We start from the raw sequence: 25,611 nt of genomic DNA, 5'->3' as shown, positions 1-25,611 counted from the left end.
CTCATGATTCGTCGGTTCGTCGGGAGAGCAGCACGTACCCCGCGAGGAGCACGCACAGGATGAGGCTCATGAGCAGGCCGAACGCCGCGGCGCTGCCGATGTCGGCCTTGGTGACGAGCTCCGTGTAGACCTGGATGGCCATGACCTGTGTGCTCCCGGCGCCCTCGGTGAGCAGGTAGACGTCGTCGAAGGTCTGGAACGACCAGATGAACCGCAGCAGCAGGAGCAGCAGGGCCACCGCCCGCAGCTGCGGGATCAGGATGAACCGCAGGGCCTGCCGGCGGTTCGCGCCGTCGAGCGCGGCGGCCTCCTCGATCTCGCCGGGCACGGACTGGAGCCGGGCCGTGAGGAACAGGAACGCGAGCGGCGCCGACTTCCAGACGTCGAACAGCACCACCACGAGCAGCGCCACCGGCACCGGGACACCCCAGACGTCCGCAGTGGTGGTGCTGAGGAAGCCCACCGGCGTGTCCCACCCGAGGTACGCGCGGCCGAACGCGTTGACCACGCCGTACTGCGGGTTGAGCGCCGTCTTCCAGATGGTGGCCGCGGCGACCACCGGGAGCACGTACGGCACGAGCAGCAGGGCGCGCACCAGGCCGCGTCCGGGGAACGGCCGCCGCAGCGCCAGCGCGAGCACGAGGCCCACGGCGAGCGACCCCACCGCCGTCAGACCCGCGTACAGGACCGTGGTCCACAGGGCGCCCCAGAACGCCTGCGACGCCGCGGCCTGGCGGAAGTTGTCCAGCGTCCACTCGATCGGCTCCGTCCCGAGGTACGGGATGTCGACGAGGCGGATCTCGGAGAACCCGAACACCACCACCAGGGCGAACGGCAGCAGCACGACCAGGGCGACCACCGCGAGCGACGGCGAGACGAGCAGCCACCCCGAGCGGTTCGTGCGCTGGGCAGCCGTGGTCGGTCGGGCCGTCACTGGTCCTGCTGCAGGGCCGTCACCTCGGCGGCCATCTGCTGGGTCACCTCTGCCGGATCGGTACCCCGGTACAGCGGGTCGAGCTGCTGCGCGAGCGTGCCCTGGGTGGCGACCAGCCCGGCGAGCGTGGCGTCGGGAGTGCCCTGGCCCCAGCGGGAGACGGCGGCCATGCCCTCGCCCATCGCGGTGACCAGGTCGTCGCCGTACACCTCGGCGACCGACGACTCGACCTCGGGCCCGAAGCCCAGGCCGCCCCACGCGTCGAGGTACTCCGTCGGGTTCTCGGGGGTACCGGTGCGCAGCGGGAGGCGGCCCTCGGTCGCGACGGCGAGCGTGTCGGCGTAGCCCTCGCCCAGCACGTACTCGATGTACTGGCGCGCCTCGTCGGCGTTCGCGCGTGCGGGGACCGCGTAGGCGAGCGTGGCGCCGAACTGGGCCGGATGGGACTCGTCCAGCACCGTGATGAAGCCCGACTGCTCGGCGAGGAACTCCGGGTCGTCGGCGCACTGCTCGCACGACGGCGGCACGGCCTCGTCGAGGTTCGCCAGCTCGTCGAGGATGTGCGTGGAGAAGAGCAGCATCGCCGCGTCCCCCGCCAGGTAGGCGGCGCGTGCGGACTCGACGTCGTAGTCGCCGGCGACCGACGAGTCGCGCAGCTCCTTGAAGTGCCCGGCGGCCTGTGCGCACTCCGGCGAGTCGATCGTGACCGCGCCGTCGGCCACGAGCTCGCAGCCCGCCGACTGGAAGATCGACTCGATGCCCTCCGTGCCCGAGGCGGTGCCGGACTGGGTGCCGAGCGCGATGCCCGTGATGTCGAGCTCGTCCTTGACGGTGGTCGCGGCCTCGGCGAGCTCGGCCACGGTGGTCGGCACCTCGACCCCCGCCTCCTCGAGCAGGTCCGTGCGGTAGGCGATGAGGTGTACCCAGCCGTCGCTCGGGACGGCGGCGACCGTGCCGTTGCCCCCGTCGTCCTGAACGGTGACCGCGCCCAGCGCGTTATCGTTGAAGGTCGTCGGGTCCAGCGTGTCCATCGCCTCCTGCACGACGTCCGTGTCGAGCAGTCCCTGGGCCTGCCAGGACGTGATCTGCGAGGAACCGGCGAGGATCACGTCCGGCACCTCGCCGGACGCGGCACCGGTGACCAGCGCCTGGTCCTGGTCGGCGGCCGCGAGCGGGACGACGTCGACCTCGATGCCCGTCTCCTCGGTGAACCGGGCCGCCACGGCCTCCTGGGCAGCGACCCGCTCCGGCGTCGACTGCGGCGTCCAGAAGGTGATGGCGTCGGCCGGCCCCTCCTGCTCGGCGCTCGGGCCGCAAGCGGCCAGGAGGGTTGCGGCGGCGGTCAGTGCGACGACGACGGCGGACGAGCGGATGCGACGGTGCATGGTCCCTCCTCGGTGTTTGTGCCGGTGCGGGTGCCCCAGAGACTTCACCCGCGAAGGAGGTCAGTCAAGGCCGACGCGCGGGAGGGGACCGTGCTCGCCGTCGACCCGGTCCCGGCGGTTCCCGCGGGCCACCCCAACATCCTGCACGCGACACGCCGAGGGTGGCGTGCCGCGTGTTGGGCTCGCCTGCGCATGCCGCGGTGGGGCCGAGCGTGACCACAGGCCGTGGTTGTGCCAGGTCGTCCACAGCGGGCGGTCCTGGCGCGGCGGTGTTGTCTCCCGGTGCGGTCAACTAGCTGCATGGCCCGCCCCCTGCCCACCCTGCCGCCCCGCCTGCTGCGCCTCGCAGCCGCCCAAGAGGGCCTGCTCACGATCGCCCAGTGCGACATGTACGGCGTCGACCGGGGTCGACGGGAGAGGCTCGTCGCGGCGGGAGTCTTGCGGCGGGTGGCTCGGGGCATCTGCGACACCCGAAGGGACACCATCGCCGACCGACTGACCGCGCGGGAGTACGACCATGTCCGGCTCTGGAAGGTGTGGCTGGGGCAGCTCCTGGCCGGTCCCGGTGCGGTAGCGGTCGGCGAGGCCGCGCTCGTGGTGGCCGGGGTGCACGGCATCCCGTGGGAGTTCACTCCCGAGGTTGCATACCTGGACGGTCGGTACGGGCGGAGCAGCGAGCACCTGATGGTCCGGCAGGTGGATCTGGGGGACCGGCACCTCGTACGGAACGGGCTTCGGTACACCGAGCCGGAGCGGGCGCTCGCGCAGGCGGTTCCGAGGCTGGATCGCCGGACGGCGATCGCCGTGCTCGACAGCGCTCGCCACCGCAGGGTGGTCGATGCGCGAGGACTGGACCGAGCGCGCGAGCTGGCCAGGGGGCGGCGTGGTTCGATGCGATCGGCGCCCTGGTGGGACGAGTCGGTGGAGGGCGCGGAGTCGGTGCTCGAGTCGCTGGCCCGGTTGGACTGCATCGACGCGGGTGTCCCGCCGGACGAGCTCCAGGTGGAGGTGTTCGCCCCGGACGGCACGTTGCTCGGGCGGGGCGACATGGGCTTCCGGCTGGCGGACGGCCGCCTGCTCGTCGTCGAGATCGACGGCGCCGGGGTGCATTCCGAGCTGGCTGCGCTCTTTCGTGACCGATCACGTCAGAACGACCTCGTCGCACTGGGCGGCGTGATGATCCTCCGGTTCACCTGGAAGGAGGTCCGGGCTCCCGGCACTGTCGGCGGCGCGGTCCGCAAAGTGGTGCACCCACCGTAGGTCCCGGGCATTCGACCCCTACGTTCTGCACGCGACACGCCGACGGTGGCATGCAGAATGTAGGGGTCGAACCCACTTACCCGGCCGGTACCGGCACGTCCACCACCCGCGGGGAGCCGACGGCGGGGGAGAGGGCGCCCGCGGAGGCGGCGGCGACGTCGGCGGTCAGGGTGTCCAGCTGTTCCCTCGGCACCAGCAGCCGCAGGTGCGCGACGGCGTCGTAGGCGGGCGGCTCCATCACCGACCCGTGGGACGAGGCCCAGTCGCGCAGCACGTTGTCGATCCGGCCGGCGTCGCCGTGGGGGACGGGCACCTCGACCTCGTACAGGAGCTCCCGGCGAAGCAGCGCCCCGGCCCCGGAGGCGACGTCCAGGGCGCCGGCCACCGCACCCGAGTACGCCCGGACCAGCCCGCCCGCGCCCAGCTTGACGCCGCCGAAGTAGCGGGTGACCACCGCGACCAGGTCAGTCATGTCGCGATGGCGCAGGACCTCGAGCATGGGCACGCCTGCGGTGCCGCCGGGCTCGCCGTCGTCGGAGGAGCGGGCCGTCTGGCTCGCGCCGTCGGCGCCGGTCCCGAGGACCATCGCGACGCAGTGGTGGCCTGCGTCCCACAGCTCCTTGCGGAGGCGCGCGATGACGGCGTCGGCCTCCGCGACGCTCGTGGCGGGTGCGAGGTGGGCCAGGAACCGGGACTTCTTGATGACCACCTCGTGGTCGATCGGCCGGGCGATGGTGCTGGGGAGGTCCACCGCACGAGGGTACGGGGACTTCGCGGATCGACGACACGCGGCGTCTTCTCCATCGATTAATAGTGTGCCAAGCGTATATTTCCACCATGACCAGCACCGATGCCACGTCACCACAAGCAGGGAGCGGGGAGCTCGCCCGCTATCCGCGGCCGCCCGTGAGCCTCGAGGAGGCCGAGTGGGTCTGGCGCGAGCTCTCCACCGAGGCGATGCGCACCGGCGCGAAGCCCGAGGCGGTGCGGCTCGCGGTGATCACCGGCCTGGTGCGCGCGACGGGTGCCCGGTACGGGGACCTGCTGCGGGTCCGTGTCGAGGACATCGATCTCGGGCCGGCCCGGGCGAAGGCCTCGGACGGCAGCGTCCTGGTCCGGCACGGCAAGCACCGCACACCGCGGCGGCACCTGCTGCCGGCCGACCTCGTGGTGCTGCTGAAGCACTGGATGGTCGTGCGCGAGGAGCTCGCGGCGGAGCTCGAGGGTTCGGTGCCGAGGGCGCTGCTGCTCACGGTGCACCACACGCACGACAACGGGACGACCGTCGCGTCCGGTCTGCCGATCAGCCGGCAGGGGCTGGTGCTGTCGTGGCGGCGGTTCGTGCACCGGACCAACGCGCGCTACGGCGCCTTGCGTCCACCACTCCCCACCCGCTTCGAACAGATCCGCCGAGCCTGGATAGAAGCGGCCCAGTCCAGTTGAGTGCTGGATATTCGCCCGTCCAGGCCTGCTGAAGGGGCGAATATCCAGCACTCAACGGTCACTTGGTCGGGATGCCTACCAGTGGGGCGCTCGGGGTCGATGAGGGGAGCTTCGTGAAGCCGTAGCGGTCGTAGAACGAGTGGGCAGCGGTGTTCTCCGCGGCGTAGCCCAGGTGCACACCGGGCACGCCGCGCTCCGCGAGGGCGGCACGGAGCGTGTCGATGAGGCGGGAGCCCAGGCCGCGGCGCTGGAGCACCGGGAGCAGGTCGATGTGCAGGTGGGCGGGATGCGTCGTCAGCTCGCCGTGGTGCAGGCCCCGGACCATGCGCTGCGGGTCCGTGCCGTCGTGCAGCAGCTGGGCCTCGGTGTAGGACGGGTTCCGGCCTGTGGCCGGGCCGACGGCGGGGTGGCGGGCGACGAAGCCCGGCGTCCACTCGCGGGCCCACCAGTCGACGAAGGCCTGGGTGTCGGCGACACCGATGATGTATCCGGCGGCACGGCCCTCGTGCTCGACGACCCACGCGAGGTCGGGGGAGTGCTCCACGTACGGGAGGGCGTAGACGTCGGGCATGAGCAGGTCGGACGAGTAGACGCCGCGCGCGTCGCCGCCGGCAGCGGCGGTGCGGACGCAGATGTCTGCGACGTCGGCACGGTCGGCGACGCCGTACGGGCGGATGAAGGGCTCGGTCACCCCGGCACCCTAACCGCTCGCGGTCACTGCTCGGGGATCGCCCCGGACGCCGACTCCAGGTGGGCGCGCACGAACCAGTGGAACTGCTCCAGCTCGTGCAGGTGGCCGATGAGCAGGTCGTTCGTCACGTCGTCCAGCTTCGCGGTGTCGTCGGCGGCCTTGCGGTGGTGCGTGATCACCGAGTCGTAGACGTCGTCGAGCGCGGCCAGGTGCTTGGTGGTCGTGGCGCGGCCGAGCGGGTAGTCCTCCCAGTTCCGGGCCGCGACGAGCGCACCCGGCGTACCGACCGGGACACCGCCCAGGGTGGCGATGCGCTCGGCGATCTGGTCGACCATCGCGCGCACGGCGTCGACCTGCGGGTCGAGCATCTCGTGGACGCCGATGAAGTGCGGTCCCACGACGTTCCAGTGCACGTGCTTGAGCGTGAGGTGCAGGTCGTTCAGCGCGTGCAGCCGCTGCTGGAGGATCTCCGCGACCTCGGCCCCCTGCTCGGGGGTGAGGGACGGGACGGTGTAGCGGGGCAGCTTCGGGGACATGTCGATCCTCTCTTCCAGCGATCGGTCAGTTCTGCCCATCCTCATGCGAGGTTCGTCCGGTCGCCAGCGCGAGGAGCACGATCCCGACCAGGGCCAGTGCCGCGAGCAGCACGGCCGTGGTCGCCGTCGTCCCGGAGGCGAGCATGGCGAGGGCGCCGAGGAGGCCGGTGGCGCCGAGGACCGAGGCGTCGCGTCGCCAGCCGGTGCGGAGGGCCGCGAGCTCGGTGCGACCACCTGGTGGGACGTGGGCGGCCCACCAGGTGGTGCGGGCGAGGAGGTGGGCGAGCAGCGCGACGACGAGTGCCCAGGGGTCGAAGGGTTCGCTGGTGAAGCCCCAGAACAGCACGGTAGCGACGACGATGACGCCGCCGGCCGTGGCGGGGGTGGGGCGGACGACGAGGAGGCCGGTGGCGAGGACGGCGACGGTTCCGGTGACCCCGAGGGGGACGTCGGGGGTGCGGGCGGCGGCGGTGAAGAGCAGGAGCGGGGTGAGGGCGAGCAGTGCGAGGCGGAAGGTCCAGCCGCGGAGGGTGGGTCCGGTCTCGACGGTGACGGCGGGCAGGGGGCGCCGGCCGGGGTCGTCGAGGCGGAGCCTGAGGTGCCGCAGCCGTTCGGTGAGGGAGCTGGGGATCATGGGGTACGTCCGGGGATGTGGCGTCGGGCTGCGTGGGCGAGTGCTTCGAAGCGGACGGCGGCCTGCTCCCGCGCGGATCCGGCCCAGCGGACGACGGGGATGCCCTCGACGTTCAGGGCGGCTATCCGGTCCTCGCGCTCGAGGCGGCCGATCTGCCAGGCGATCACGAGGTGGCTCTCGATGACGGGGTGGACGTCGGGGAGGGTGTCGATCACGACGACGGGGTGGCCCGCGGTGCGCCAGGTGCGGACGAGGTGCAGGGGGTCGTCGTCGAGGAGCGTCGTGAAGAGGTAGACGATGGCGTCCGCCGGGAGCTGCGGCGGCCGTACGCGGTGTGCCGAAGCGGGGTCCTTCGGGTGGGCCAGGGCGAGTCCGTGCACGAGGCGGCGGAGGTGGCGTCGTCCGGCTGAGGGCGGGAGGGGGCGTCGTCGTCGGGCGAGGTCCTCGAGGCCCACGCGGTCGCCCGCTTCGACCAGGGCTGTGGCGACCGAGGCCGCGGCGTGGCGGGCGAGGTCGAGCGACGTCGGCTCGTCGACCCGGATGATGCCGTAGCCGCGCCAGGTGCGGACGTCGGGTCCTACCTCGTCGCGGGAGTCGACGACGAGGACCGCCGTCGCCTCGGCCGTGGAGTAGGTGCGGCGGACGTAGAGGGTGTCGAGCTCGGGGGAGCGGCGGGCGGTGGTGCGCCAGTCGATCCGGCGCAGCCGGTCCCCCGGCGTGAAGGGGTGGATGTCGCGGAGCTCGGTGCCGTCGCCGAGGCGGCGTGCCGAGTGCGGTCCGGTGAGGCCGCGCAGCCGTCGCGGCAGGGGCAGGCGGCCGAGCGGCGCCGCGCCGGGCAGGACCAGCCGGGTCGCGGCGCGGACCAGGGTCGGCTCCTCCTCCCAGGTGCCGTGCCGGGACCCGCGCAGGTCGACGGTGAAGGTCTGCTGGGGGCCGGTGCGGACGGACGAGAGGCGGAGCGGTACGTCGCGACCCTGGGCCTGGGCTTGTTCCTGGGCGTGATCCTGCGGGCGGGCCGCCAGTGTCAGGTGGGTGGTGCGGTGCCCGGGCGCGGTGATGCGGAGGTGGACGACGTCGGCTCCCTCGCCAGGACCGGCGGCGAGCTGGAGGGTCGCGGTGAGCTCGCCCGGGGTGGTGGGGCCCGCCGGTTCGTGGAGGTCCGCACGCAGGGGTGTGGTGGGACGGCTGGAGTGGGCCCAGGTAGCGGCGAGGAGGCCGGGTATGCCGATGAGCGCGATGTCGGCGCGGCCGGCGAGGACGCTCGTGGCGAGCAGGAGGATCCCGACCGTGACGGCGGCGGTGTGCGCGGAGGTGGGGCGCCAGCCGTGGGAGCCGTCAGCGGGTCTGCTGTACGAGGTCCGTCCGCCGGCGACGATGATGCCGCCGACGGTCATCGGGTGGGGACCGTGGCAGGCGTGGGGACGGTGTGCAGGAGGTCCGCGACGACGGTCTCGGGCCGGGTGGCCGACGCCCACGCGGTGGGCGTGAGGGTGATGCGGTGGGCGAGGACGGGGATCGCCACGCGCTTGACGTCCTCGGGCAGCACGTAGTCGCGTCCGTCGAGGACGGCGACCGCGCGGGCGAGGAGGACGAGGTTCTGCGAGCCGCGCGGGGAGGCACCGACCTCCAGGGCCTGGTGTCCACGGGTCGCGGCGGTGAGGTCGACGCAATAGCGGACGACGTCGGGGTCGACGGGGACCAGCTCGGTCCCGGCCTGCATGGCGCGCACGGTGGCGGCGTCGACGACGCGGCGGACGGAGGTGGCTTCCTGTCGGCGGGCGAGGCGACGGGTGACGACCTCGGCCTCCTGGGCCCGGTCGGGGTAGCCGACGCCGAGGCGGACCATGAAGCGGTCGAGCTGAGCCTCCGGGAGGGGGTAGGTGCCCTCGTACTCGACGGGGTTGGAGGTGGCCAGCACGTGGAAGGGGTTGGGCAGGGGGCGGCTGGTGCCCTCGATGGAGACCTGCCGTTCGGCCATGGCCTCCAAGAGCGCGGACTGGGTCTTGGGCGCGGTCCGGTTGATCTCGTCGGCGAGGAAGAGGCCGGTGAAGACCGGTCCGGGGCGGAACTCGAAGGTGCGGGTCGCCGGGTCGAAGACCGAGGAGCCGGTGATGTCCGCGGGCAGCAGGTCGGGGGTGCACTGGAGGCGCGCGAAGTCGAGACCGAGGGCGGCGGCCAGGGAGCGGGCCGCGAGGGTCTTGCCGAGGCCTGGCACGTCCTCGAAGAGCACGTGCCCGCCGGCGAGGATGGTGGCGAGGGCCACCTGGAGCGCGTCACGCATGCCGACGACGGCGGTGCCCACCTCGGTGAGGACCTGTTCGCCCAGCGCCGCGACGTCGGCGACGGGCAGTGGTGCTGGGCCGGTCTCAGGGTTGGTGCGGTCAGGCATGGTTCTCCTCGGTGGTGGGTGCGGCGCCGAGGCGGTCTATCGCGTCGAGCCAGGTCTGTACGGTGCGCGCCGTCGGAGGCTGTCGGGACTTGAGCTGGTGCAGGACGCGAGCGCCGAGGAGTCGTTCGGCGTCGGGTTCGGCTGCGGGGTCGGTGGGGTCGACGCCGTGTGCGCGGAGCCGGTCGGCGGCGAGCGCGCGGATGCGGCGGACCACCCGGTCGGTGACGTGGCCGTCGCGGCCGAACACGGACCAGCCGAGGTCGGAGACGTCGTGGCGTCCGCCGGCGCGGGCCTCGATGGGGAGGTCGGGCCATTCGGGGTCGGGGGTGGTGGCGTCGGTGGCGGACCACAGGATGCTGATCGCGGCGGTTACGGCTGCTGCTGCGGCGGCGTGCCAGGGGTCGACGACGTTCCAGTAGACGAGTCCGGTGGCGGCGAGGCCTGCGACGAGGGTGACGGTGGTGACGCGTCGCCAGTTCCAGGACGTCACGCGCGGCCTTGTTCGCTGTCGCCGGCGAGGTCGTCGGTGGGGCCGGTGGGGTCGTAGACGTCGAGGCTGCGTGCGATGTCCGCGAGCGCCGTTCGGGCCTGGGTGACGGCGGTTCGGTCGATGGGCCGGTCGGTGAAGCGGGCGCGTTGGTAGAGGGTGCGCAGGCGGGCGACGGCGGTTGGTGGTGCGGGGGTGTTGGCGAGGACGGTGCCGGTGAACTCGGTGGGGGTCTGGGCGGGGTCGCGGTGGGTGCCTGCGCGGGCTGCGGCTTCTTCGAGGGCTACCCAGGCGGCGACGACGGCGTCGCGGGGGCGGGCGTGTCCGTCGAGGTGGGCGAGGGCGCGGGTGACGGCGTCCTGGAGCTCGGGGAGGTCGACGGTGTCGTCGGGGGTTGTGGTGCCGGTGCCGCCGGTGAGGTTGTCGGGTGTGGTGTCGATCTGGCCGCGGAGGATGGTGAGGAGCTTGCGGGCGGCGAAGGTCAGCAGGGCTGCGAGGAGGAGGCTGAGGAGGATTGCGGTGACGAGGACGACCCAGCGGTCGTCGCGGGTGGGTTCGTCGAGGGGTTGGGGTTGTGGGCTGGGGCTGGCTTCGGGGCTCGGTGGTGGTTGCTGTTGGGGCATGGAGAGCTCCGGGGTGGGCAGGTGGGGCGGGTTGAGGTGCCAGGGGGCGGCGGTGGCTGCGCCGAGTACCACGAGGGTGACCAGGAGGAAGGTGATGGTCAGGCGGGTGATGGGTTTCATGTCGTGAGGTGGTGGGCGTGGATGCCGGCGGCGGCGGCTGTGACGAAGGATGCGGGGTCGGCGTCGAGGTTGCGGCCCATGGTGCGTAGTCCGCCCGGTGCGGTGCGCAGGGTGTCGAGGAGGGTGGTGTCGGTGGGGACGTCGACGAGGGTGTGGCGGGTGCTGCCGGGTGCGGCGAGGGTCTTTGCCTGTTCGCGGATGCGGTGGGTGAGGGGTGCGCCCCAGGCGGGCAGGTGCTCCAGCGCGGTGTCCGGTGCGGGGACGGGGATGTCGGCGGGGGCGAGGGCGACCCTGGTGTATGCGGTCAGGGAGTGGTGGGAGATGCCGAGGTGGCGGTCGCGGGGGTCGGCGCCGGACACGCGCAGGGAGGCGACGGGGCGGCCGTGGAGGGTGGCGGCGGCGTTGACGGCTTCCCCGGCGGCGACGCCGGAGTAGCCCCAGCGGGTGCCGGTTCCGAGGTTGCCGGGCCCCTGGGTGACGACGGCGACGTCGCACTCGGCGACGTGCCGGGCGGCGAGCAGGCCGGTGTGCACGGTCACTGCTTCCAGGTCGCCGCCGAAGGCCTGGCCGACGGTGACGCAGGTGGTGAGCCAGTCGGCGTCGCGCAGGGCGGCTACGGTGCGGGAGAACGCGGCGGGCAGGGCACCGCCGTCGGTCATGACGTAGGCGATCCGCAGCTCGTCCGGGGATCCGGCGGCCGCGTGGGCGTGCCGTAGTCCGGCGACGACGGCGGGCAGCGCGGAGTGCAGGTCCGCGACGACCACGGGCATGCCGTCGAGGTTGTCGGCGTCGGCCAGGGTCGCGTGGTGGGGCGACTCCTGCTCGTCGACGCCGAGCACCATGGTCTGCAGGGGTGTGTACCGGGCCTTGACGAGGTGTCCCGGGCCCGGGGTCGGGTCGGGTGGCAGGGGGGTGCCTGCCGAGGCCGGACCGACGACGAGCGCGTACCCGCCGGTGCCCAGTCCGCGGGCGAGCGCGGAGACGTTCAGGAGCAGTGCGTCGCCTGGCCCGGGGTCGCCCACCAGGTCGGTGTAGGCGAGGGCGCGCACCGTCACCGGTCCTGTCACCTGCCCTGTCACCGCCTCGGCGGCGTCGCGCCCCGGCAGGGGGCGGTCGAGCGTCACCTCGAGCTCGCGTGCGCCCCGCCACGACCTGCCTGTGGAAATCACGGTCCCGATCCGCCACGTCATCACAGGGTGGAGGCTACCGAACGCTACCGTTGTCCTGATGTCCATCGATCCGCCTCCCAGCGCGCAGAGCGCGCCGTCACCCGTCCCGCCGTCCACCCAGCTGTCCGCTCAGCCGGGCGGCCAGCCGCCCGGTCTGAACCCCGCCGAGCGGCTCCTGAACCTTGTCATCGCGCTCGTGAACACGAACGCGGCGATGACCAAGCAGCAGGTCCGCACCGCGGTGGCCGGGTACGCCGACGCGCCCAGCGACGAGGCGTTCGAGCGGATGTTCGAGCGGGACAAGGACATGCTGCGGGCGCTCGGCATCCCTGTCGTGACGGTCGGGACCGGTGGGCACACCGACGAGCTCGGGTACCGGATCGACCAGGACGCCTACGCGCTGCCGCCGGTCGACCTCACTCCGGCCGAGCTCGGCGTGCTGTCCCTGGCCGCCCAGTTCTGGCAGGACAAGACCCTGCGGACGGACATCAACCGGGCGATGGTCAAGCTGCGTGCCGCCGGCGCCGGGGACCCCTCCGTGGATGCCCTGGCCGGTCTCGCGCCGTCCGTGCGCGCCGTGGGTGACGCCTACGGGCCCCTCATGGAGGCGATAGAGGCCCGCCGCGTGGTCACGTTCAGCTACCGGGCCGCGTACAACGGCGCGGTGCTGACCAGGCACGTCGAACCCTGGCGCATAGCGGCGCGCGACGGCGGCTGGTACCTCATGTGCTTCGACCGCGACCGGCTGGCCCCCCGCGTGTTCCGCATGTCCCGCATCGAGTCCCGCGTGCGCATCACCGGTCCTGCCGTCGCCTACGAGATCCCCGACTTCGAGACCGACGTCATGCTCGGCAAGGCGCAGCACGGTGAGGTCCGGGCGGCGGTGGTCGCCGTCCGCCCCGAACGCGCCGGGGCGCTGCGTGCCCGCGCCAAACCAGTACCCGAGGGAGAGCGCGAGGCCTACAGCGAGCGCCTGCCCCGACCTGTCGGGGCAGATGCCGGTGCCTCAGCGGGCGAACGGGCCGGCGATCACGCCGGGTGGGACATCCTCGAGGTGCCCTACCGGTCCCTGTCCGGGATGGCGTCCGAGGCCGCCGGGTACGGGGCGGCGCTGGTGGTGCTCGAACCCGAACCGGTACGGAACGAGACGCTGCGCCGGCTCACCGCGGCGGCGGCACTGGGCACGGGTTCTGTTGCCGGCACGGGAACACAGGGGGTGTCCCGTGGCTGAGCGCGCGGACGACAGGCTGCTGCGCCTGCTGGGCATCGTCGCCTACCTCGACGGCGCCGGACCGGTTTCGGTGGCTGACCTGGCCAGGCGGTTCGGGACCACGCCCGCACAGATCCAGAAGGACGTCGACGCCCTCTGGGTCTCCGGCACGCCCGGGTACTGGCCCGACGACCTCATCGACTTCGACGCCGCGTCCATCGACCGCGGCGTCGTGCACCTGACCGAGGCGCGGGGCATGACCAGGCCGCTGCGGCTCGGTACTCGGGAGGCCGTCGCGCTGGTCGCCGCGCTGCGCGCCATGAAGGCCACGGGCGCGGTGCAGGCCGACCCCGCCCGGTCCGCCGTCGTGGAGTCGGCGCTGCGCAAGCTCACCGATGCGACCGGTGAGGCGGCGAACGCCGTCGACGTCCGCCTCGCTCCCGGCGGGGACCGGCAGGTCGTGTCCGCGATCACGTCCGCGCTGACCGCCCGCCACCGCCTCCGGATCCGGTACGTGACCTCCTCCGACGTCGTCAGCGAACGCGAGGTCGACCCCGTCCGGCTGCACACGCAGGACGAGTTCGCCTACCTCGCCGCCTGGTGCTACCGCGCCGCCGCGCCCCGCACCTTCCGGGTCGACCGGATCCTGGAGGCCACCGAGTCCGACCTTCCCGTGCAGGACCACCCGGGTGTGGGGGAGCGGGCGGCCGAGATCGACTTCGCGGCCCTGTTCGCCGGCGGGTCCTCACCGCTGGCGACCATCCGGTTCGCACCCCGGGCCCGGTGGTTCGCCGAGGAGGTCCCCGTCGAGTCGGTACGCAACCTGCCCGACGGCGACTTCGAGGTCACCCTGCGCGTCACCAACCCGGGCTGGCTGCGCAGCACCCTGATCCAGCTCGCCCCGTACGTGCGGTCCGTCTCACCCAGCTCCCTGGCCGACGACGTCGCGGGGACCGCCGCAGAGGCACTCGCCCTCTACGAGAACTAGGCCCGAACCAGGGCAGCGACAGGTCCGCCGACCCGAGACGCAGCCACATCCGCAAATTCGCACTACGCTTGGCGACCATGTGGTTCTGGGTATGGACCCTGCTGATCGTAGGCAGCCTCGTCGGAGCGTTCTTTCTCGCCCGCTCTCTCTGGCGGTCGGCAAAGGGTCTGATGGAAGAGCTGGGACGGGCGTCGCGCCGCATCGGCGAGTCGAGCGACCGGTTGCAGGAGCTGTCCGACCGGGCACGCGAGGCCGCGACCACGCGGCACGCCGGCCCCAGCCTGTTCGACGACGTGACGATCCACTACCAGCGCGTCAACGCGCAGCGCACCGCCCGCGCAGGGCGCAAGGACGCGCGCCGGGCGCGGCACCTGGTGACGTGGCAGAAGTGGAAGCACTTCAACGACTGATCCCAGGGCACGCACCCGGGGTGACGAGCGAGATGGCCGCCGGCAGCTCCTGCACCAGCACGACCACCCCCATGACCAGTACGAAGACGCCGAAGCCGGTACGCAACCGCTTCTCGGGGATCTTCCCCGCCAGCGCGGTGCCGATGAACGAACCGGCCACGGCTGCCGCGGTGAACGCGAGGACGGTCGGCCACTGCAGCTGCACGGTGAGGAGGTAGCCCGCCAGGCCGGCGAACGACTTCATGGTGATCACCAGCAGCGACGTGCCGATCGCGACCGCGACGGGCAGACCGCCGAGCAACGTCAGCGCAGGCACGACGAGGAACCCGCCGCCGGCGCCCACGAGACCCGTCGCGATACCGACCAGGAACCCGTCCAGGACAAGGCGCGCGACCGGCAGCGGCCGCGCGGCGTCGTCCACGGCTGCGGTCCGCCGCGAGCGCCCACGGATCACCGCGGTCGCCGTGGCGATCATCATCGCGGCGAACAGGAGCAGGAGCACCGTGCCGGGCACGAACCCGCCGAGCAGGCCTCCCACGAAGGCGCCCGCCATGCCGGCGGCACCGAAGACGAGGCCGGTCCGCCAGCGCACCCGGTGCGCTCGGGCGTGCGAGAGCGTGCTGACCGCGCTGGTGGTGCCGACGATGAACAGGGATGCCGCGATCGCCTCCTGCGGGTCCATGCCGACGACGTACGTGAGGATCGGCACGGTGAGGATGGACCCGCCCCCGCCCAGCAACCCGAGCGAGATACCGACAAGGACCGCCAGGAGGAGCGTGCCGATGAGGACTAGGTCCATGATCTGTCTCTCGGGTAGCAGGGGGAGGGCGGGCCGGTGCCGTCGTTCACGCCACCGACACCACTGGAACGTTCCCCGGTAGTGCCGCCCAGCCCTGGTAGGAGCCGTCGAGCTCGGCCACGTCGTATCCGTGCCGGCGCAGTGCGCTCGCGACGACGCTGTTGCGCACGCCGCTCTGGCAGTAGGTCACGATCGTGCCGTCCTCGGGAAGCTGGTCCAGCGACCAGAGCACCCGGCCGCCGCTCAGCTGCTCCGCGCCCGGCAGGTGGCCTTGCGCGTACTCGGTCTTGTTGCGCACGTCCAGGAGCAGCGCGTGCTCGAACGAGCCGAGGTCCTGCGGAGCCAGCAGCGTGGGCGTCACCAGCTCGAGTCCGTCGCACGACGTCGTGTAGCCGGTGACCGTGTCGATGCCGACGCGCACGAGGTGGTCGCGCAAGACCTCCGCCTGAGCGGCATCGCTGGTCAGCAGCACCAGCGGACGGCTCTCGGTCTCTGGGTCGTACACCCACGCGCCGTAGCTTGCGGCCTTCGCCGGACCCGGGATATTGAGCGCGCCCGACACGGTGCCCTTGTGCACGTCGCTGTTGTGTCGCGTGTCGACGACGATCAGCTCGTCGTTCGCGAGCCCCGCGTTCAGCTGCTCTGCCGTGTACTCCACCAGGGCAGGCAGCTCGCCGAGCACAGCCGGGCCCGTCTTGTTCTGCACCTTCATGCGAGCGAAGTAGGCGTGCGCGTCCGGCTGGCCGGCGAGGAGCTCGTCCACGAAACCCTGTTCGTCGTTGTTCTCGACGTAGCCGCTCCACCACGAGAACGCACGCTCGTAGCCGACGGTGGAGGCCGGGACGGAGCCGAGCGCCTTGCCGCACGCGCTGCCGGAACCGTGGGCGGGCAGCACCTGCACGTAGTCGGGCAACGTCAGGAACCGGTCTCGCAGGCTCGCGAACAGAGCCTTCGCACCCGCGAAGCGGGTGTCGACACCACCGGCCGCCTCGTCCAGCAGGTCAGGGCGGCCCACGTCGCCGACGAAGACGAAGTCGCCGGTCAGCATGAACCCTGGCGAATCTGCCTGCGCCCCGTCCGTGACGAGGAACGACAGGTGCTCGGGCGTGTGGCCCGGGGTGTGCACGGCCTGGACGGTGATGTTGCCGAGCCTGATGTCGTGACGGTCCTTCATCCGCACCGCGCCGTCGAACGCGGTGCCGTAGGTCCAGTCCGGCCCGCCCTCGTCCGAGACGTACATCGTCGCGCCGGTCCGCGCGGCGAGCTCGCGGGTACCGGAGAGGTAGTCGGCGTGGATGTGGGTCTCGGCCACTGCCGTGATCCGCATCCCGTTCTGCTCGGCACTCCTCAGGTACACGGCCAGGTCACGCCGGGGGTCGACCACCATCGCCTCACCGGTCGCCTGGCAGCCGATCAGGTAGCTCGCCTGGGCGAGGTCCTCGTCGTAGATACGTTCCAGCAGCATGGTCGCTCCTCCTTCAGATCAGGTGTCCGTCAGCCGTTCGTCGCGGTCGCTTCGCGTCGCACGACCTGCTCAACGGCCGAAGAGCCTGGCGAAGAAGCCCTCGCCGGCCGTCTTCGACGCCTCGATCTGCGCCGGCGTGTGCTTGCCGTTGCACCACTGGGATGCGGGCACGGACTGCTTCACGATCTGGACGTGCTGTCCGCAGCCGGCCCAGGTCGTCTTCTTGCACACGTTGCAGGTCACTGCTCGACACATGTCGTACTCCTTCAGGTCTGAATGTCTGTCGTGTCCGGCGCTAGCCTGTCGTAGATACCCCCCGGGGTATGTGGGGAGGATACCCAGGGGGGTATCCTCGGTGTCAAGTCGAACCACGAGAGGGAGTTCCATGACGGATACGACGCGCACGGGAGTGCTCCACGACGCGGACGCTCAGCGCAAGATCGTGAACCGGCTGCGGCGCGCGCACGGTCAGCTCGCCGCCGTCGTCACCGCGGTGGAGAACGGCGAGGACTGCCGCGACGTCGTCCAGCAGCTCGCGGCAGTCTCGAAGGCCCTTGACCGGGCCGGCTTCCTGGTGATCTCGACAGCGCTGAAGGAGTGCCTCGCCGACCCCGACGCCGAGAACCTCGCCCAGCCCGACGAGCTCGAGAAGCTGTTCCTGACGCTCGCCTGAGCCTGGTCCGGACCGGTGCCTGCCCGTGCCCGCGGGTGCCCGTCGGCACGGGCACCCGCGGGCCGTGCCATCTTCCGTCCACCGCAGGGCTACCTTTGTGCCCCCCTGGTCCGCGTAGGATCGGTCATATCCGCATCACACCGCGTATCGGTACCGCACCGTAAGGAGTCACCATGGGCGCAATGCAGCCGTGGCACTGGATCGTCCTGCTCGTCGTCGTCCTTCTGCTCTTCGGGTCCTCCCGCCTGCCGGGTCTGGCCAAGAGCGTCGGCCAGTCGATGAAGATCTTCAAGAAGGAGGTCAAGGACCTGCGCGAGGACGGCTCCGGGAACGCGAACAGCAACGTTGCTGAGGCCCCGGGCGGGACCACCACCTCCAGCCCCAGCTCGACGGCGGGACCGGGCGCGAGCTCGAGCACCGACGAGGTACCGGGCTTGATCTCCAACAGGGACCGCGACATCCCCAAGGCCTGAACCGGTGGCACGTACGAGGCGGCCGTCCGACGGCCGCATGCCTCTGCTCGCGCACCTGCTCGAGCTGCGCAAGAGATTCGTCCTGATAGCAGTCGGCCTCGTGGTCGGCGCCGTCGCCGGATGGCTGCTCTACGACCCGTTGCTGGTCCTGCTCCAGCGACCCCTCGTGGTGGCGGAGGAGATGCGGGGCAACGAGATGACCCTGAACTTCGCCGGTCCGATGGCAGCACTGGACCTGAAGATCAAGTCGTCCCTGTTCCTCGCCGTGTTCCTCACCTGCCCCTGGTGGCTCTACCAGGTGTGGGCGTTCATCACCCCGGGCCTGAACAAGAACGAGAAGAAGTACGCGTACGGGTTCGTCGGTGCGGCGTTCCCGCTGTTCCTCGGTGGCGCGTACATGGCGTGGCTCGTGTTCCCGCACGCGATCGAGATCCTGTCCGGGTTCCTGCCGGACGACGCGACCGCGTTCACCAACGCCCAGGAGTACCTGTCCCTCGTGATGCGGCTGCTCATCGCGTTCGGGCTCGCGTTCCTGTCCCCGGTGCTGCTGGTGGGCCTGAACTTCGCGGGCATCCTGACCGCCAAGGCGATGCTGGCCGGCTGGCGGTGGGCGATCCTCGTCGCCTTCACGTTCGCGGCGATCATCACGCCGACCCCGGACGCCATGACGATGATCCTCGTCGCACTGCCGATCTGCGTGCTCTACTTCGCCGCCGTCGGCGTCGCGCAGCTGCACGACAAGCGCGTCGAGAAGCGGCTCGCGGCCGCCGAGCTCTGACCCGACAGCCCCGGTGCGCCTGTCGCGCCCGGGGCTGTCGGTGAGTGACCGTAGGCTGTGCCCATGAGCGAGCTGAGCCCCGCCGAGCGGTACACGGCCTTTCGGACCCAGAGCCGTTCAGCGGCCGAGCACCCCGAGCTGACCCGCTTCCGGGAGGTCATCGGCTTCGAGCTCGACGACTTCCAGGTGCAGGCCTGCGAGGCCCTCGAACAAGGCCGCGCCGTCCTCGTGGCAGCACCCACCGGAGCCGGCAAGACCGTCGTCGGCGAGTTCGCCGTCCACCTCGCGCTGGCGTCCGGCCGCAAGGCGTTCTACACCACGCCCATCAAGGCCCTGTCCAACCAGAAGTACGCCGACCTCGTGCGCCGCCACGGCATCGACAACGTCGGCCTGCTCACCGGCGACACCACGATCAACGGCGACGCACCGGTGGTGGTCATGACCACCGAGGTGCTCCGCAACATGCTCTACGCGGGCTCCCCGACCCTGGACGGCCTGGCGTACGTGGTCATGGACGAGGTGCACTACCTCGCCGACCGCTTCCGCGGCCCCGTCTGGGAAGAGGTGATCATCCACCTCTCCGACGACGTGCAGCTCGTCTCCCTCAGCGCGACCGTGTCCAACGCCGAGGAGTTCGGCGACTGGCTCGAGATGGTCCGCGGCGACACCGCCGTCGTCGTCTCCGAACGCCGGCCCGTACCCCTGTGGCAGCACGTCCTCATGTCCTCCCAGGAGCCGCGCGGCAAGCCGCGCCTCCTGGACCTGTACGACGGGCACGTCGACCCGACCGACCCCGGCACCAACCCGCCCATCAACCCCGACCTGTCCGCCGCGTTCCGGTCCGGGCGCGGCGGCAACCGCCCCGGCGACTACCGCTCCGGCCCCGGCGGACGACGCGGCCGGGGCGCCGGGCGCGGCCGCGGGTACCGCGGCGGTGACGCACGCCGCGGCGACGACAGCTCAGGGGGCATCGGCCCGAACCGACGCACCCCGCCGCGGTTCATCGTCATCGACGCGCTCAACGCCGACGCCCTGCTGCCCGCCATCTACTTCGTGTTCTCGCGCGCGGGCTGCGAGGCCGCCGTCGACCAGTGCCTCAAGGCCGGGCTGCGGCTGACCTCCCCGCAGGAGGAGGCGACCATCCGGTCCGTCGTGGAGGAGCGCACCGCCGCCATCCCGCCGGAGGACCTCGACGTCCTCGGCTACTGGGCCTGGTCACAGGCCCTGGCCCGCGGCGTCGCCGCCCACCACGCCGGCATGCTCCCCGTGTTCAAGGAGACCGTCGAGGACCTCTTCTCGCGCGGCCTCGTCAAGGTCGTGTTCGCCACCGAGACCCTCGCGCTCGGCATCAACATGCCCGCCCGGTCCGTCGTCCTGGACAAGCTCGTCAAGTGGGACGGCACCAGCCACGTCCCCGTCACCCCGGGCGAGTTCACCCAGCTCACCGGGCGCGCCGGCCGCCGCGGCATCGATGTCGAGGGCCACGCCGTCGTCGTCGACCACCCCGCGCTGGACCCCGTGGCGCTGGCCGGCCTCGCGTCCAAGCGCCTCTACCCGCTCAAGTCCAGCTTCCGGCCCACGTACAACATGGCCGTCAACCTCGTCGCCCAGGTCGGCCGCGACCGCGCCCGCGAGGTCCTGGAGACCTCCTTCGCGCAGTTCCAGGCCGACCGCGGCGTCGTCGGCCTCGCCAAGCAGGCCCAGGCGCACGCCGAGGCCCTCGACGGGTACGCCAAGGCCATGTCCTGCACCGAAGGCGACTTCGGCGCGTACATGGACCTGCGTCGCGCCATCAAGGACCGCGAGAAGGAGCTGTCGCGCGCCGCGTCCGGCGCCGAACGCGCACAGATCGTGGCCTCCCTGGAGGCGCTGCGCCGCGGCGACGTCGTCGAGGTCCCGACCGGACGGCGGCGCGGGTACGTCCTCGTGCTCGACCCCGGCGAACCCGGCGGGTTCGACGGACCACGCCCCACGGTGCTCACCCAGGAACGACAGGTCAAGAAGCTGACCCTCGCCGACGCCCCCGCCGGCCTGGAGACCGTCACGACCGTCAAGATCCCCAAGGCGTTCAACCCCCGCAAGCCCGACGCCCGCCGCGACCTCGTCTCCTCCATGCGTAACGCACTGGGCGCCCTCGCCGACGACGTCCCCTCCGCCCACTCCACCAGCACACCACCCGGCGCCGCCGCACGCGGGGGCCGGGTCGGACGGCGGTCCGACGCCGCGACCGACGCCGAGCTCGCCCGGCTGCGCAAGGCCCTCAAGGCGCACCCGTGCCACGCCTGCCCCGAACGCGATGACCACGCGCGCTGGGCGGAACGCTGGAACAAGCTCAAGCGGGAGCACGACCAGCTCGTGCGCCGCGTCGAGGGCCGCACCGGGTCCATCGCCCGCACCTTCGACCGCACCCTCGACGTGCTCCTCACCCTCGGCTACCTGCAGCGCACCGACGCCCGCACCGACACGGGCACCGGCCTGCAGGAGTCCGGCAGGATCCGGGTCACCGACGACGGCCGATGGCTGCGCCGCCTCTACGCGGAGAACGACCTGCTCCTGGCCGAGTGCCTGCGCCGCGGGGCATGGGACGGCCTCGACCCGGCAGGCCTGGCCGCCGTCGTCTCCACGGTCGTGTACCAGTCACGACGCGACGACGCCCCCGACCCGTACATCCCCGGCGGCCCCACCGGGCGCCTGGCCGCCGTGCTGGACGAGACCCAGCGGGTCTGGTCCGAGGTCGACGACCTCGAGGAGGCGCACGGCATCGACGCCACCGGCCCGCTCGACCTGGGACTGGTCGGCGCGATGTACCGGTGGGCGTCCGGCAAGACGCTGGACAGCGTGCTGCGCGGGTCCGACCTGGCCGCCGGCGACTTCGTGCGCTGGTGCAAGCAGGTCATCGACGTGCTCGACCAGCTCGGGGGCGCGGCGCCGTCGGACAAGCTGCGCACCACGGCGCGCAAGGCACAGGACGCGGTGCTGCGCGGGGTGGTGGCGTACTCGAGCCTCTGACCAGCCGCGCCGGGCGGGCTGATCGCATACGATTTCCACCGTGAGCCAGCCCGCCCGATCCATCCTGTACCGCAACGGCGTCATCCACTCGTCGGCGGACCCCTTCGCCGAGGCGATCCTGGTCGACGACGGTGTGGTGGCCTGGCTCGGTGCGAACGACACCGCCGCGGGCCTCGCCGCCCGCGCGGACCGCGTGATCGACCTGGACGGCGCGCTGGTGACCCCCGGGTTCGTCGACGCGCACGCCCACGTCCTGGAGACCGGCCTGGCGAGCGACGCCGTGGACCTCACGCCCGCCGGGGGAGTGCACTCCCTCGCCGACGCGCTGGCCGCCCTGCACACCGGTGCCCGGCGGCTGGCCGCCACCGACCCGTCCGGTGACCAGGTGCTGCTCGCCTTCGGCTGGGACGAGCAGACCTGGCCCGAGGAGCGCACGTTCACCCGGCAGGAGCTCGACGACGCCTGCGGCGGCCGTCCCGTCTACGCGGCACGCGTCGACGTGCACTCGGCCGTGGTCTCCAGCGCCATGGCCGCCCGCGCCGGCATCGAACGCGACCCCGCCTGGACGGGCATGGGAATGTCCGGCTCCGGCTGGTCCGACGCCCCCGTCGACACCGGCCTCGTCACCGCCGACCTGCACCACACGGTGCGCGCCGTGGCCCACACGCTCTCTCCCGAGCGCCGCACCCGCCTCTACCGCGAGACCCTCGCCGCATGGGCGGCCCGCGGCATCGTGTCCGTGCACGAGATGAGCGGTGCGCACCTCGACACCCGGGCCGGCCTCGCCGAGCTGTACACCATGACGACGGGCTCGATCAGCGAGGAGTCCGTCGCGGATCCGGACGCCCCCGCCCTGCCGCACCTGGCCGCTTACCGCGGCGAGCTCTGCCGCACCACCGACGACGCCCGCGCACTGCTGGCCGAGCTGCCGTTCCTCACCGGGATCGGCGGGGACCTCAACGTCGACGGCTCCATCGGGTCCCGCACCGCCGCCCTGCGCAGCCCCTACTCCGACCTGCCGCTCGACCCGTCCTCCGCGTCCTTCTCCGGCGCGCTGACCCACGCCGACGGCAGCCCCTGGACCGGCAACCTGTACCTGTCCGCCGAGCAGATCGCCCACCACCTGGCCGCCGTCCAGAACGCCCGGGGACCGGGCGCGGGTGTGCAGGGCGCGTTCCACGTCATCGGGGACCGCGCGATGGACACCATGGTCCTCGGGCTCCAGATCGCCGCCCAGCTCACCGGCGACAGCGCGGTACGCGCCGCGCACCACCGCATCGAGCACGGCCTGTTCGTGGACGCGACGACGCTCGCCGTACTGCTCACGCAGGGCGTCGGCCTGTCGGTGCAGCCGGCGTTCGACTCCTCCTTCGGCGGCAGCAAGGGCGTCTACGCCACGCGCCTCGGCCCTCTGCGGGCCGGATCACTCATGCCGTTCGCCGACCTCGCCCAGGCCGGGGTGCCGCTCGCGTTCGGGTCCGACACCCCGGTCACCCCCGTGGACCCCTGGCAGGGCGTGCGCGCCGCGACCAGCCACGAGGACCCCGACCAGCGCATCTCCGCCGGCGCCGCGTTCCGCGCCCACACCCGCGGCGGCTGGCGCCTCGCCGGCCTCGACCACACCGGCGCCGGGCAGCTGCGGGTCGGCGCGCCCGCGCACCTCGCCGTCTGGCGGGCCGAACGCCTCGGCGTGCAGGCCGCACCCGGCCGCCTCAGCTCCTGGAGCGAGGAGGCCCGCGCGGGCACGCCCCTGCTGCCCGACCTCGCCCCGGACGCCGTCACGCCGGAGTGCCTGCACACGATGCGCGACGGCGTCATCCTCCACGACACGTTCTGATGATCGGCCTCGTTGTGGGCCGACGGTAGGCTGCGGGCGTGCGTCTGCCCGAGCCGTCACGGCTGCTGTCCCTCTTTCTCGCCGGTGCCGGTGGCCTCCTGCTCTGGTCCGCGTTCCCCGACGCCGGAGCGTGGCCCGCCGCCTTCGTCGCCGTCGCCACCCTGTACTGGTCGCTCGGCAGGGACAGCGCCCGGTGGAACTTCCTGATCGGTCTCCTGTTCGGCCTGGCCTTCTTCCTGCCCCACCTGTGGTGGGCGCACGAGTCGACCGAGACCGCGCCCTGGATCGCCATGTCGACGGTCGAAGCCCTGTTCCTCGCGCTGTTCGGCGCGCTCTGGACCTGGGTGCGCCGCGCGAGATTCCTGCGCCGCCGCGGCTGGCGGCTCGCCGCGGCGTTCGCCGTGCTCTACGTGGCGGTGGAGCAGTGGCGCGCCGAGGTCCCGTTCGGCGGGTTCCCCTGGGGCCGCCTCGCGTGGGCGATGGCAGGCACCCCCACCGGACGCGCCGCCTGGCTGGGCGGCACCGTCGCCGTGAGCCTGCTGGTCGCGTTCGCCGGTGTGCTGCTCGCCCTGGCCGTGGCCGGCCTGGTCCGCGCGGTCCGGCTCCGTGCCACGCCAATCACCACGCCAGCTACCACGCCAGCTACCGCACCGGCGAGCACCCCCGGACGCGAGGTACGCCGCGCCGCCGGAGCCCTCGCGCTGGGTGTCGCGGTCGTCGTCGCGCCGCTCGCGCTGCCACTGGCGACGTCCGCGAGCGCCGGCGCCGTCGAGACGCCGGACGGGGCCGAGGTGTATGACGCGGGGAGCGACCTGGCGGAGGACGGGACGCTGTGGGCGGGTGCGGTCCAGGGGAACGTGGGGGAGCCGGGTCTTGGTGCTTTCGCGAACCGGGCGGAGGTGCTGAACAACCATCTGGAGGGTACGTACACGCTGGCGGAGGACTTCGCGGGTGAGCTGGACGTGGTGCTGTGGCCGGAGAACGGCAGTGATCTGGACCCGCAGACGGCGCCGGACGTCGCGCGGGGGCTGGACGCGGCGGCGACGGCGGTGGGGGCGCCGATCCTGGTGGGGGCGCAGGAGTTCCCGGAGTCGGGGGGCCGGTACAACGTGTCGTTGCTGTGGCAGGCGGGCAACGGGGTGATCGGGCGGTACGCGAAGCAGCATCCGGCGCCGTTCGGTGAGTACATCCCGATGCGGCCGTTCCTGCGGCTGCTGTCGGATCAGGTGGACCGGGTGACGACGGACATGATCGCGGGGGTGAACCCGCCGGTCGTGGAGGTGCCGAGCCGGTTGGGGCAGGGCGGGTACCGGATGGGCACGGTCATCTGTTTCGAGGTGGCGTACGACGAGATCGTGCGGGACGCGGTCCTGGAGGGTGCGCAGGTGCTGGTGGTCCCGACGAACAATGCGTCGTTCGGGTTCACGGCGGAGTCGACGCAGCAGCTGGCGATGTCGCGGATGCAGGCGATCACGACGGGTCGGGCGGCGGTGCAGATCTCGACGGTGGGTGTGTCGGGGGTGATCACGCCGGACGGCACGGTGGTGCGGCGTACGGGGTTGTTCACGGCTGACGAGTTCGTGACGCACCTGCCGTTGCGGTCCTCGATCACGCCTGCGGTCGCTGCGGGGTACTGGCCGGGCTGGGTGGTCGGTGCTCTCGCGGTGGCTCTGGTCGTGGCGGGGCTGGTCGGTGGACGTCGGCACCGGTAGACGGAACCGGTAGACAGAACCGGTAGACGTAGAACGACCGTCGGGTCCGGACCATGTGGTCCGGACCCGACGGTCGTTCAGCTGCTTTCAGGTACTGCTTTCAAGTGCTGCTCTCAGGCGGAGCGGCGGAGCTTGCCGGCGCGCAGCAGCTCGAGGCGCTCGTCGAGCAGGTCTTCGAGCTCCTTCACCGTGCGGCGCTCCAGGAGCATGTCCCAGTGGGTGCGCTGGGGCTTCGTCGCCTTGGGCTCCGGCTTCTCGGCGTCGCGCAGGAGTGCTTCCTCGCCGCAGCGGCACTCCCAGATCGGGGGTACGTCCGCGTCAGTGGCGAAGGGCAGGATGATGGTGTGGCCATTGGGGCAGTCGTAGTAGGCCTGGAACCGAGGGGCGAAGTCCACGCCCTCGTCGGACTCCATGCTCTTACTACCGATGCTCATACCGCGCAGGGACCGGTCGGGCACGATGTCCTCCAGAGGGTTGTCGGGATTGGTGGCGGAAAAAGGTCCGTAGTGCCAACGCGGGGACCCTCTGTGATGTTCCAGCCGTGATTGCTCAAACTCTTCGGCCGTCCACTTTCCAGCCGTCTGAT

26 protein-coding genes are annotated in these 25,611 nt (G+C 72.1%); 11 read left to right on the top strand and 15 right to left on the bottom strand.

Annotated elements, in window-relative coordinates; genetic code table 11:
- Position 1 precedes the first annotated feature (1 nt).
- Both ACQEVI_RS25610 and ACQEVI_RS25605 read right to left on the bottom strand, forming a co-directional pair.
- Positions 2–934 (bottom strand): carbohydrate ABC transporter permease, encoded by a 933-nt coding sequence (locus tag ACQEVI_RS25610; RefSeq protein ID WP_432904708.1) that lies wholly within the window; start codon positions 932–934, stop codon positions 2–4.
- Complete coding sequence (locus ACQEVI_RS25605) at positions 931–2,319, bottom strand: ABC transporter substrate-binding protein (RefSeq protein WP_432904705.1); 1,389 nt, start codon at positions 2,317–2,319, stop codon at positions 931–933. Before ACQEVI_RS25605 ends, ACQEVI_RS25610 begins: the two co-directional genes overlap by 4 nt.
- Before the next feature lie 300 nt (positions 2,320–2,619).
- On the opposite strand from ACQEVI_RS25605, the gene ACQEVI_RS25600 reads away from it, so the two are divergent.
- Positions 2,620–3,579, top strand: coding sequence for a type IV toxin-antitoxin system AbiEi family antitoxin domain-containing protein (locus ACQEVI_RS25600; protein ID WP_432904703.1), 960 nt, complete (start codon positions 2,620–2,622; stop codon positions 3,577–3,579).
- Between the two features lie 76 nt (positions 3,580–3,655).
- Here ACQEVI_RS25600 and ACQEVI_RS25595 read toward each other — a convergent pair whose 3' ends face one another.
- Positions 3,656–4,330 (bottom strand): IMPACT family protein, encoded by a 675-nt coding sequence (locus tag ACQEVI_RS25595; protein WP_432904700.1) that lies wholly within the window; start codon positions 4,328–4,330, stop codon positions 3,656–3,658.
- Between the two features lie 86 nt (positions 4,331–4,416).
- Here ACQEVI_RS25595 and ACQEVI_RS25590 point away from each other — a divergent pair, with 86 nt between their 5' ends.
- The gene (locus tag ACQEVI_RS25590) at positions 4,417–5,022 is read left to right on the top strand and encodes a tyrosine-type recombinase/integrase (RefSeq protein WP_432904697.1); all 606 of its coding nucleotides are present in this window, start codon (positions 4,417–4,419) and stop codon (positions 5,020–5,022) included.
- A 58-nt stretch (positions 5,023–5,080) separates the two neighbouring features.
- On the opposite strand, the gene ACQEVI_RS25585 is transcribed toward ACQEVI_RS25590, so the two are convergent.
- Genes ACQEVI_RS25585 through ACQEVI_RS25550 form a run of 8 tightly spaced genes read right to left on the bottom strand, consistent with a single transcriptional unit; the run spans position 5,081 to position 11,695 of the window.
- The gene (locus ACQEVI_RS25585) at positions 5,081–5,713 is read right to left on the bottom strand and encodes a GNAT family N-acetyltransferase (protein ID WP_432904694.1); all 633 of its coding nucleotides are present in this window, start codon (positions 5,711–5,713) and stop codon (positions 5,081–5,083) included.
- Between the two features lie 23 nt (positions 5,714–5,736).
- Positions 5,737–6,249 carry a Dps family protein gene (locus ACQEVI_RS25580; protein ID WP_432904691.1) on the bottom strand — a complete coding sequence of 171 codons (513 nt, stop codon included), beginning with the start codon at positions 6,247–6,249 and terminating at the stop codon, positions 5,737–5,739.
- Between the two features lie 25 nt (positions 6,250–6,274).
- Positions 6,275–6,883 carry a hypothetical protein gene (locus ACQEVI_RS25575; RefSeq protein ID WP_432904689.1) on the bottom strand — a complete coding sequence of 203 codons (609 nt, stop codon included), beginning with the start codon at positions 6,881–6,883 and terminating at the stop codon, positions 6,275–6,277.
- Positions 6,880–8,277, bottom strand: a complete 1,398-nt coding sequence (locus tag ACQEVI_RS25570) for a DUF58 domain-containing protein (RefSeq protein ID WP_432904686.1) — start codon at positions 8,275–8,277, stop codon at positions 6,880–6,882. Before ACQEVI_RS25570 ends, ACQEVI_RS25575 begins: the two co-directional genes overlap by 4 nt.
- Positions 8,274–9,272, bottom strand: coding sequence for an AAA family ATPase (locus ACQEVI_RS25565; protein ID WP_432904683.1), 999 nt, complete (start codon positions 9,270–9,272; stop codon positions 8,274–8,276). The genes ACQEVI_RS25570 and ACQEVI_RS25565 overlap by 4 nt, the downstream gene beginning before the upstream one ends.
- Positions 9,265–9,762 (bottom strand): hypothetical protein, encoded by a 498-nt coding sequence (locus ACQEVI_RS25560; protein WP_432904681.1) that lies wholly within the window; start codon positions 9,760–9,762, stop codon positions 9,265–9,267. Before ACQEVI_RS25560 ends, ACQEVI_RS25565 begins: the two co-directional genes overlap by 8 nt.
- Positions 9,759–10,502 carry a DUF4129 domain-containing protein gene (locus ACQEVI_RS25555; RefSeq protein WP_432904679.1) on the bottom strand — a complete coding sequence of 248 codons (744 nt, stop codon included), beginning with the start codon at positions 10,500–10,502 and terminating at the stop codon, positions 9,759–9,761. Before ACQEVI_RS25555 ends, ACQEVI_RS25560 begins: the two co-directional genes overlap by 4 nt.
- Positions 10,499–11,695: a DUF3866 family protein gene (locus ACQEVI_RS25550; RefSeq protein ID WP_432904676.1), complete on the bottom strand. Its 1,197-nt coding sequence runs from the start codon at positions 11,693–11,695 to the stop codon at positions 10,499–10,501. The genes ACQEVI_RS25555 and ACQEVI_RS25550 overlap by 4 nt, the downstream gene beginning before the upstream one ends.
- A gap of 34 nt (positions 11,696–11,729) precedes the next feature.
- On the opposite strand from ACQEVI_RS25550, the gene ACQEVI_RS25545 reads away from it, so the two are divergent.
- From ACQEVI_RS25545 to ACQEVI_RS25535, 3 genes are all read left to right on the top strand, one after another.
- Entirely contained in the window at positions 11,730–12,902 is a 1,173-nt protein-coding gene (locus tag ACQEVI_RS25545) for a helix-turn-helix transcriptional regulator (RefSeq protein WP_432904673.1), read from the top strand.
- On the top strand, positions 12,895–13,869 hold the full coding sequence (locus ACQEVI_RS25540) for a helix-turn-helix transcriptional regulator (RefSeq protein WP_432904670.1): 975 nt from the start codon (positions 12,895–12,897) through the stop codon (positions 13,867–13,869). Before ACQEVI_RS25545 ends, ACQEVI_RS25540 begins: the two co-directional genes overlap by 8 nt.
- 77 nt (positions 13,870–13,946) lie before the next feature.
- On the top strand, positions 13,947–14,279 hold the full coding sequence (locus ACQEVI_RS25535) for a hypothetical protein (RefSeq protein WP_432904667.1): 333 nt from the start codon (positions 13,947–13,949) through the stop codon (positions 14,277–14,279).
- Here ACQEVI_RS25535 and ACQEVI_RS25530 read toward each other — a convergent pair.
- From ACQEVI_RS25530 to ACQEVI_RS25520, 3 genes are all read right to left on the bottom strand, one after another.
- Positions 14,269–15,078, bottom strand: a complete 810-nt coding sequence (locus ACQEVI_RS25530; protein WP_432904664.1) for a sulfite exporter TauE/SafE family protein — start codon at positions 15,076–15,078, stop codon at positions 14,269–14,271. The genes ACQEVI_RS25535 and ACQEVI_RS25530 overlap by 11 nt on opposite strands.
- A 46-nt stretch (positions 15,079–15,124) precedes the next feature.
- Positions 15,125–16,543, bottom strand: a complete 1,419-nt coding sequence (locus ACQEVI_RS25525) for an MBL fold metallo-hydrolase (RefSeq protein ID WP_432904661.1) — start codon at positions 16,541–16,543, stop codon at positions 15,125–15,127.
- Between the two features lie 69 nt (positions 16,544–16,612).
- Positions 16,613–16,798, bottom strand: coding sequence for a hypothetical protein (locus tag ACQEVI_RS25520; RefSeq protein WP_432904658.1), 186 nt, complete (start codon positions 16,796–16,798; stop codon positions 16,613–16,615).
- A gap of 130 nt (positions 16,799–16,928) precedes the next feature.
- On the opposite strand from ACQEVI_RS25520, the gene ACQEVI_RS25515 reads away from it, so the two are divergent.
- The 6 genes from ACQEVI_RS25515 (at position 16,929) to lnt (ending at position 25,025) form a co-directional block, all read left to right on the top strand.
- The gene (locus ACQEVI_RS25515) at positions 16,929–17,216 is read left to right on the top strand and encodes a metal-sensitive transcriptional regulator (RefSeq protein WP_432904655.1); all 288 of its coding nucleotides are present in this window, start codon (positions 16,929–16,931) and stop codon (positions 17,214–17,216) included.
- A gap of 173 nt (positions 17,217–17,389) precedes the next feature.
- On the top strand, positions 17,390–17,689 hold the full coding sequence (tatA, locus tag ACQEVI_RS25510; protein WP_432904652.1) for a Sec-independent protein translocase subunit TatA: 300 nt from the start codon (positions 17,390–17,392) through the stop codon (positions 17,687–17,689).
- Positions 17,690–17,726: 37 nt separating this feature from the next.
- Complete coding sequence (tatC, locus tag ACQEVI_RS25505; RefSeq protein ID WP_432906126.1) at positions 17,727–18,467, top strand: twin-arginine translocase subunit TatC; 741 nt, start codon at positions 17,727–17,729, stop codon at positions 18,465–18,467.
- Between the two features lie 63 nt (positions 18,468–18,530).
- A complete protein-coding gene (locus tag ACQEVI_RS25500) occupies positions 18,531–21,476 on the top strand; it encodes a DEAD/DEAH box helicase (protein ID WP_432904649.1) in 2,946 nt (981 codons plus the stop codon).
- 40 nt (positions 21,477–21,516) lie between these two features.
- The gene (locus ACQEVI_RS25495) at positions 21,517–23,313 is read left to right on the top strand and encodes an amidohydrolase (RefSeq protein WP_432904646.1); all 1,797 of its coding nucleotides are present in this window, start codon (positions 21,517–21,519) and stop codon (positions 23,311–23,313) included.
- A 38-nt stretch (positions 23,314–23,351) separates the two neighbouring features.
- Positions 23,352–25,025, top strand: a complete 1,674-nt coding sequence (lnt, locus tag ACQEVI_RS25490) for an apolipoprotein N-acyltransferase (RefSeq protein ID WP_432904643.1) — start codon at positions 23,352–23,354, stop codon at positions 25,023–25,025.
- Between the two features lie 113 nt (positions 25,026–25,138).
- Here the strand turns inward: lnt and ACQEVI_RS25485 are convergent, their stop codons facing one another.
- Positions 25,139–25,483, bottom strand: coding sequence for an RNA polymerase-binding protein RbpA (locus ACQEVI_RS25485; protein WP_026365682.1), 345 nt, complete (start codon positions 25,481–25,483; stop codon positions 25,139–25,141).
- Positions 25,484–25,611 lie beyond the last annotated feature (128 nt).

It is taken from the genome of Promicromonospora sp. CA-289599 (genome assembly GCF_050936155.1).
Classification (GTDB): domain Bacteria; phylum Actinomycetota; class Actinomycetes; order Actinomycetales; family Cellulomonadaceae; genus Promicromonospora.
This window is presented reverse-complemented; position numbering and strand designations above follow the sequence as displayed.

What these genes read in the sequence shown, in the direction of transcription:
- ACQEVI_RS25575 (WP_432904689.1), bottom strand. Translation starts at nt 6,883, where the DNA reads ATGATCCCCAGCTCCCTCACCGAACGGCTGCGGCACCTCAGGCTCCGC.
- ACQEVI_RS25570 (WP_432904686.1), bottom strand. Translation starts at nt 8,277, where the DNA reads ATGACCGTCGGCGGCATCATCGTCGCCGGCGGACGGACCTCGTACAGC.
- ACQEVI_RS25605 (WP_432904705.1), bottom strand. Translation starts at nt 2,319, where the DNA reads ATGCACCGTCGCATCCGCTCGTCCGCCGTCGTCGTCGCACTGACCGCC.
- ACQEVI_RS25590 (WP_432904697.1), top strand. Translation starts at nt 4,417, where the DNA reads ATGACCAGCACCGATGCCACGTCACCACAAGCAGGGAGCGGGGAGCTC.
- ACQEVI_RS25580 (WP_432904691.1), bottom strand. Translation starts at nt 6,249, where the DNA reads ATGTCCCCGAAGCTGCCCCGCTACACCGTCCCGTCCCTCACCCCCGAG.
- ACQEVI_RS25565 (WP_432904683.1), bottom strand. Translation starts at nt 9,272, where the DNA reads ATGCCTGACCGCACCAACCCTGAGACCGGCCCAGCACCACTGCCCGTC.
- ACQEVI_RS25545 (WP_432904673.1), top strand. Translation starts at nt 11,730, where the DNA reads ATGTCCATCGATCCGCCTCCCAGCGCGCAGAGCGCGCCGTCACCCGTC.
- ACQEVI_RS25520 (WP_432904658.1), bottom strand. Translation starts at nt 16,798, where the DNA reads ATGTGTCGAGCAGTGACCTGCAACGTGTGCAAGAAGACGACCTGGGCC.
- ACQEVI_RS25555 (WP_432904679.1), bottom strand. Translation starts at nt 10,502, where the DNA reads ATGAAACCCATCACCCGCCTGACCATCACCTTCCTCCTGGTCACCCTC.
- ACQEVI_RS25500 (WP_432904649.1), top strand. Translation starts at nt 18,531, where the DNA reads ATGAGCGAGCTGAGCCCCGCCGAGCGGTACACGGCCTTTCGGACCCAG.
- ACQEVI_RS25600 (WP_432904703.1), top strand. Translation starts at nt 2,620, where the DNA reads ATGGCCCGCCCCCTGCCCACCCTGCCGCCCCGCCTGCTGCGCCTCGCA.
- ACQEVI_RS25530 (WP_432904664.1), bottom strand. Translation starts at nt 15,078, where the DNA reads ATGGACCTAGTCCTCATCGGCACGCTCCTCCTGGCGGTCCTTGTCGGT.
- tatA (WP_432904652.1), top strand. Translation starts at nt 17,390, where the DNA reads ATGGGCGCAATGCAGCCGTGGCACTGGATCGTCCTGCTCGTCGTCGTC.
- ACQEVI_RS25535 (WP_432904667.1), top strand. Translation starts at nt 13,947, where the DNA reads ATGTGGTTCTGGGTATGGACCCTGCTGATCGTAGGCAGCCTCGTCGGA.
- ACQEVI_RS25525 (WP_432904661.1), bottom strand. Translation starts at nt 16,543, where the DNA reads ATGCTGCTGGAACGTATCTACGACGAGGACCTCGCCCAGGCGAGCTAC.
- tatC (WP_432906126.1), top strand. Translation starts at nt 17,727, where the DNA reads ATGCCTCTGCTCGCGCACCTGCTCGAGCTGCGCAAGAGATTCGTCCTG.
- ACQEVI_RS25515 (WP_432904655.1), top strand. Translation starts at nt 16,929, where the DNA reads ATGACGGATACGACGCGCACGGGAGTGCTCCACGACGCGGACGCTCAG.